This is a genomic window from Carnobacterium sp. (assembly GCF_049673005.1).
Lineage (GTDB): Bacteria > Bacillota > Bacilli > Lactobacillales > Carnobacteriaceae > Carnobacterium_A.
This window is the reverse complement of record NZ_JBATXB010000131.1, coordinates 1-7,106: the sequence shown is the minus strand read 5'-3', so window position 1 is coordinate 7,106 and position 7,106 is coordinate 1. Positions and strand designations below refer to the sequence as shown.

The 7,106-nt window shown below is 35.2% G+C and carries 5 protein-coding genes; all 5 read right to left on the bottom strand.

Translation table 11 applies throughout. The annotated features are described in order from the left end of the window. A partial coding sequence (locus WBF61_RS09950) for a sigma 54-interacting transcriptional regulator (RefSeq protein ID WP_424256141.1) occupies positions 1 to 2,794 on the bottom strand: 2,794 nt, incomplete at its 3' end. Between the two features lie 187 nt (positions 2,795 to 2,981). After that, the gene (eno, locus tag WBF61_RS09945; RefSeq protein ID WP_424256140.1) at positions 2,982 to 4,277 is read right to left on the bottom strand and encodes a phosphopyruvate hydratase; all 1,296 of its coding nucleotides are present in this window, start codon (positions 4,275 to 4,277) and stop codon (positions 2,982 to 2,984) included. 295 nt (positions 4,278 to 4,572) lie between these two features. After that, positions 4,573 to 6,105, bottom strand: coding sequence for a 2,3-bisphosphoglycerate-independent phosphoglycerate mutase (gpmI, locus tag WBF61_RS09940; protein WP_424256138.1), 1,533 nt, complete (start codon positions 6,103 to 6,105; stop codon positions 4,573 to 4,575). Beyond that, a complete protein-coding gene (gene tpiA, locus WBF61_RS09935) occupies positions 6,105 to 6,860 on the bottom strand; it encodes a triose-phosphate isomerase (protein ID WP_424256136.1) in 756 nt (251 codons plus the stop codon). Before tpiA ends, gpmI begins: the two co-directional genes overlap by 1 nt. Before the next feature lie 36 nt (positions 6,861 to 6,896). After that, positions 6,897 to 7,106, bottom strand: a 210-nt coding sequence (pgk, locus tag WBF61_RS09930; protein ID WP_424256134.1) for a phosphoglycerate kinase, incomplete at its 5' end; no start/stop codon positions are given.

The following is a 7,106-nucleotide window of genomic DNA, read 5'->3' as shown; positions in this document are numbered from 1 at the left end:
TTTCATTATCAGGAATGATAAGATTCAATTTAGCTTTTACCAAGTCATTCGCCTTAGTGACTGCGTCAAAATAAGGGTTATTCTCTTGATCCTCTTCTTGCTCTGAAGAAAGTGTGTCATTTAAAAGCACTCGTTCTAACACACCCGCTATATGCATGATGAGTCCAATTTTCAAACTGTTACTAAACGTTTGCTTCATGTCTATTTCTATTATTTCACTGTACTCCCATAAAATAGTTATTAGTTTTTGAGGGTTTAAAAAAGTAAAGTACATACCTAAATATTCTTCACATAACTCTTTTGTATCAATAGATTCAACTAAATTCGATTCTGACTCTTGACTATCCAAAACGACTTGCTTAATTCGCTCTTTGCCAAAAGATTGAAACAATTCTTCTAAAGTCAAATGAGGAACTCGAATAGAGGGTTTACTTACACCTGCAGTCGCTAGTATTTGATAGGTTTCTGCTATTTTTCTAATTGTTTCATCCATATTTAATAAAGATACAGAAATCACTTCAATTTCTTCATCTATAAAGTTAGACAGTAATTCTTCAACGCGTTGCTTTATAATAACAGCCGTACCTTCTCCAGTTGAACAAATTGTAATAATCGCTTTTGGTAGGTAGACTTTTTCAGTTACATCTTCTTTTTTTGATGGATGAGGGTAATCTAAAAAGTTGCTGTATCCTCTAAAGTTTTTTAACGTATCATAAATTTCATCTAATGAGCTATCCATCAATGAAATTTTTCTAGCTGCTTCTAATACAACAGGCGTAGTTACCATATCAATAGTCTTAATAGGTATATCCATTTCTCTCATTAATTTATTACCAAACGTTGTTAATGAGCCCATATCTACTAATAACAGGACACCATTTCCTTCGTTTACTCGTTGAACAGCATCTTGTATCACAGTATAAACATGATGAGGACTCATTTCTAAAGGCATATCAACAGCAATGATATTTTGAACATTCAATAATTTAGTCACTACTTGGACCATGCTCGTTGCCGTACTTCTACCATGGGCAGCTACAATAATTCCGACTTGTCCAACTAAATTCTGTTCTTTTAATGAAACCAATAGCATCGTTAAGTACCAGCATTCTACTTCAGGAACCACAATTTGATATTTTGTTTTGATATGATCCTTGATCATCAAAGCTACAGAATATTCTTTTTTATAGTTAGAAATTAAATTTTCTAACTCTTTGTTCGTCTTAGTTTGTACGACGCCTTCTTTAGCCCGCTTAATAAATGAACTTAAATGCAGACTCATCGCATACAAGAAGTTATCTTTAAACTGGTATTCCAAGTGTTCTTCTACCATAGCTCGTATTTCTTTTGTTAATGTAATAATTTCTTGATCGACAATATCTTTTAAACTTTTTTCATTATCGAAATTCAACTTATTAGTTCTATAAAACGACTTTAGATGCAAGTTAATATCTGTTGTGATAAAATTTTCAATATTTTCAGCGCTCACACCTTCAGCTTTTAGCAACGCTGCTTTATCTCCTATTATTTCATATAGATTAAAAGGCAGTTCATAAGCATCTTTTTCTAAAATATAAACAGAATTATCCGGTTGCAAAACTAATCTAGGCTCTAAGTGGTTAGAAATCTCATTTAATTCTTCACGATGCTTAGCTAGATTAATTAAGCCATCTTGTATGATTGGTGTTAAATCATCCATAACAATTACTACTTCTTTGTGATTATCCATACTATTTAAAAAACCCTTAGCACAAGCTAATTGAACATTAGATTTTAATTGTCCTACGTTCCCATAAGTAACACTACCTAGTAAGGCTTTAACAACATTCTCATCTACTACGATTCGTTTATTTATTCTTTTTGCTTCGATGGACAAAAGTAATTTTACTAGCTGAACACGTTCTTTGGGTGGGCGATCATTAAATGAGGGAAGTTGGATTGTAATAGGTATACGTCTGACAAATGTTTTCAACAATGCAGAATCAGGATCCTCTGTCGTAGCACAAATAATACGGACATTAGCCGTTAAACGCTCTTCTGTATCTCCCATTCGTTGAAAAGTTCCAGTATCCATAAAATAGAAAAGCATCTCTTGACCTTCTGGTGGTAAGCGATGGATTTCGTCTAAAAACAGCATATTCTTGTCTGCTTTAAGAAGCAAACCATCTTTGTCTTCTGTTGCTCCAGTATAAGATCCTTTAGCATGTCCAAATAAATGCGACATTAATAACTGTGGATTTTGAGAATAGTCCGCACAATTAAATATAATCATTGATTTATTTTTATCAATAACACTTTTTGATTGAGAATACTCATACATTGCATTTGCAAAAAATGTTTTACCTGATCCGGTTGGACCAATAATTAAACTATTTAGCCCTTTTGGGGGATAAAATATTGCTGCTTTAGCCTGCTCCATTTGGTTTTTCAAACTACCATTTGAACCAATCATATAGTCAAACAAATTTTTATCTAGTTTATTTTTTCGTTTCTTTTTCAACGTCTCTTTGGTTTCAGTTAGGAGTATATCTTCTTTGTAAGAATTTACTTTAGTTGTTAATGGTTTCCAAGTCATACATGTAGCATCTACATATCTAACAGGTCGGCCACTTATTTTGATTACTTTTTCTTCACGAACTAGTTCATTCAATTCTTTGCTAACATTATTGCGTATAATGTCTAGATGTTCTGCAATTATACTTGTTGTTAATCCGTTACCGAATTCAATTTCTTCTTTAGTCAAGTTTGCTGTATTTTTTTTAACATATTGATAAATCAAATCTTTGCGCTTCATCCGTTTCCCGCCTTTTTTCTATTATCAATATGAGTATACCACATTTTGAAAGCGATACACTATTTTGATAGTGTATCGCTAAAAAAACCTTTGTTGTTCGGAATGGGTCCGACCAACAAAGGTTTTCAAACTATTTTTGTTTCAAGTGTAAGTTAAATGGGTTAACTTACAAAATGATCCAATTTAATTATTTTTTTAAGTTATAGAAAGCTTTTGCTCCACCATAAACAGCTAAGTCGCCTAATTGATCTTCAATACGTAACAATTGGTTGTATTTAGCAATACGGTCTGTACGTGAAAGTGATCCTGTTTTAATTTGACCAGCATTTGTTGCAACAGCGATATCAGCAATTGTTGCATCTTCTGTTTCACCAGAACGGTGAGAAACAACAGCAGTATAGCCAGCTTTTTTAGCCATTTCGATAGCATCAAAAGTTTCAGTTAATGTACCAATTTGGTTAACTTTGATAAGGATTGAGTTTGCAACTCCCATATCAATTGCTTTAGCTAATTTTTCAGTGTTTGTAACAAATAAGTCGTCACCAACGATTTGAACTTTGTCGCCTAAAGCATCCGTTAATTTCTTAGTACCTTCCCAGTCATTTTCGTCTAAAGCATCTTCAATAGACACGATTGGGTATTTAGCAACTAAGTCTTCATAGATTTTAATCATTTCATCAGCTGTTTTTTCACCTTCGCCAGAATCAGCTAAGTCATAAACACCTTTTTCTTTGTTGTAGAATTCAGAAGAAGCAGCATCCATAGCAAGAAGAACATCTTCACCAGGTTTGTAGCCAGCTTTTTTGATTGCTTCGATAATAACTTCAAATCCTTCTTCGTTTGATCCAAGGTTAGGAGCGAATCCACCTTCGTCACCAACAGAAGTTGCTAAGCCTTTAGCTTTCAAGATACCTGCTAATGCATGGAAAATTTCTGCTCCCATACGTAAAGCTTCTTTGAAAGTTGGAGCTCCAACAGGCATAATCATGAACTCTTGGAAATCAATACTATTGTCAGCATGTGATCCACCATTAATGATGTTCATCATTGGAGTTGGTAAAGTTTTAGCATTAAATCCACCTAAATATTGGTATAAAGGAAGATCTAAGAAATCAGCAGCTGCACGTGCAACAGCAATAGAAACACCTAAAATGGCATTTGCTCCTAATTTTTCTTTGTTTGGTGTTCCATCTAAGTCAATCATCATTTTATCGATTGCCATTTGATCGCGTACGTCAAATCCTAAGATAGCTTCTGAGATAATTTTGTTTACATTATCAACAGCTTTAGTAACTCCTTTTCCAAGGTAACGATCTTTGTCTCCGTCACGTAATTCGATTGCTTCATGCTCACCAGTTGATGCGCCTGAAGGAACCATTCCACGGCCAAATGCTCCGCTTTCTGTGTAAACTTCTACTTCGATTGTTGGGTTTCCTCGTGAGTCTAGTACTTCGCGAGCTAAAATATCTGTAATAAATGGCATTTATATTACTCTCCTTTGAGTTTCAATATTTTTTACCTAGGACATCTTGCCCATGGCTTCATTCTAGTTAATTTTTACTTAAGATGCAATGTTTTTCCATTAATTTCCGTCTATTTATTTATAAATTTTCCTGATTTAACTTTATACTGTATTCGTTAGAATGAGCTGCAGACTCATGCTAACTTTAATAGTATAAATTCTACCGTAAATCATTTTTCAGTCAACTTGCGCAAGTCAATAGTTTTATAGCTAAATAGATTTCTTTAACTTATTCCATTGCACCAAAAGCTTGAAATTATGGTTTAATTATTAAACTTTCACCAGTCATTTCTTTTGGTTTTTCAATGTTTAAAAGATCTAGCATTGTTGGAGCTATGTCTGCTAAACGTCCGTCCTGACGTAATGTAACACCTTTTTTGGTTACAATTACAGGTACAGGTACAGTTGTGTGAGCAGTGTGTGGATTTCCTTCTGGAGTAAGCATTGTATCTGCGTTACCGTGGTCAGCAAATATAATAGCATAGCCGCCTTTAGCAACAATTGCATCAACAACACGTCCTAAGTTTTCATCCACCGCTTCGATAGCCTTGATTGTTGGTTCTAACATACCTGAATGACCAACCATATCTGGATTAGCAAAGTTCAAGATAATCGCATCAGATTTATCTGCTTCAATATCAGCCACTAATGCATCTGTTACTTCGTAAGCACTCATTTCAGGTTTTAAATCATAGGTTTCTACTTTAGGTGAAGGAATTAAAATACGATTCTCTCCTGGAAACTCTTCGTTACGTCCACCATTCATAAAGAATGTAACATGTGGGTATTTTTCTGTTTCCGCAATACGCAATTGCTTCAATCCTTTGTTAGAAAGGACTTCTCCGATTACGTTGGTCATTGGAATTGGTGCAAAAGCAACTTCAGCTTTGATGCTTGGGTTGTATAAAGTCATTGTAACAAATTTAACATTTTGAGCTCTTACGCCACGATCAAAGTGTTCCCACTCATCATCTGTGAACGCATTAGATAATTGAATCGCGCGGTCTGGTCGGAAGTTGAAAAAGATAATAGCGTCATTACTTTTTACAGTAGCTACAGGTTTACCCTCTTTTTCAATAACCGTTGGAAGGACAAACTCATCAAATTTTTCTGATGCATAACTTGCTTGAACGGCTTCCATCGCACTGTTTGCTTTAACGCCTTCTCCATGAGCAATAGCATTATAAGCTTTTTCGACGCGTTCCCAACGTTTATCTCTATCCATTGCATAAAAACGTCCAGAAACTGTTGCGATTTCACCTGCACCAATTTCATGTATCGCTTTTTCTAATTGCTCAACATAACCAATTCCTGAGTTAGGCGCTACATCGCGTCCATCAAGAAAAGCATGAACATAAATGTTGCGTACTCCTTTTTCTTTTGCAGTTTTAATTAAAGAAATTAAATGATTAATGTGACTATGCACACCACCGTCAGATAATAGTCCAAATAAATGTAAATCTGATTGATTTTCAATCGTATGATTCATTGCTCCACTTAAAACTGGATTTACTTGGAATTCACCGTCTTCAATCGCTTTATCGATACGAGTCAAACTTTGATAAACAATGCGTCCAGCACCAATATTGGTATGTCCAACTTCGGAATTCCCCATTTGGCCTGCTGGAAGACCAACGTCTAAACCAGAAGCTTTTAATTGACTGTGAGGATAAGTGTCCATGTAGCGATCAAAATTAGGCTTTTTAGCTTGTGCTACTGCATTACCCATGACTTCGTTACGCCATCCAAATCCATCAAGAATAATGATGGCTACTGGTGATTTTTTCATTATTTAATTGCCCCCAATAATGCTAAGAAAGATTCTGGTTCTAGACTTGCTCCACCGACTAATGCGCCATCAATATCTGATTGAGCCATATATTCAGCGATGTTTTCAGGTTTTACACTGCCACCGTATTGAATACGTACAGCTTCAGCAGCTTCTTTAGAAACTTCTTTAGCAATTGTTTCGCGAACAACAGAACACGTATCATTTGCATCTTTAGATGTAGATGATTTACCCGTTCCAATTGCCCAAATTGGTTCATAAGCGAGAACAGATTTAGCAACTTGCTCTTCAGTTAAACCAGCAATCGCTGCTTTAATTTGTCCGCTTACCCATTCATTTGTTTGCCCAGCTTCACGTTGTTCTAACGTTTCGCCACAACAAATAATTGGAGTCATACCATTATTAAAAATAGCATGAGCTTTCTTGTTAATGTCTTCATCTGTTTCATGGAAATACTCACGACGTTCTGAGTGTCCAATAATAACGTAGTCTACTCCGATATCATTCAATGCTGCTGGACTAGTTTCTCCAGTAAATGCACCCGAATTTTCAAAGTAAGCATTTTGAGCTGAAATTTTTAATTCTGTACCTTTAGCAGCCTTTACTAATTCATGTAAGAATAAAGTTGGTGCTCCGATAACAGAGTCAACTTTTTCTGCTGAAGGAATGTTTGACTTAACGGCTTCAACAAAAGCTACTGCTTCTGAAGCTGTTTTATTTAATTTCCAGTTACCTGCAATAATTGGTTTACGCATAGAAAATAACTTCCTTTCATTTACCTAAAGTTTATCTTATTTGTCAGAAATTGATGCTACTCCTGGTAATTCTTTGCCTTCTAAATACTCTAGAGAAGCTCCTCCACCAGTAGAAATATGAGTGAATTGATCAGCGAAACCTAAATCCATAGCTGCTGCTGCTGAATCTCCACCACCGATAATAGTTGTAGCGTCTGTTAGGTTTGCAATAGCTTCACATACGCCAATTGTACCTTTAGCAAAATT

What these genes read in the sequence shown, in the direction of transcription:
- eno (WP_424256140.1), bottom strand. Translation starts at nt 4,277, where the DNA reads ATGCCATTTATTACAGATATTTTAGCTCGCGAAGTACTAGACTCACGA.
- gpmI (WP_424256138.1), bottom strand. Translation starts at nt 6,105, where the DNA reads ATGAAAAAATCACCAGTAGCCATCATTATTCTTGATGGATTTGGATGG.
- tpiA (WP_424256136.1), bottom strand. Translation starts at nt 6,860, where the DNA reads ATGCGTAAACCAATTATTGCAGGTAACTGGAAATTAAATAAAACAGCT.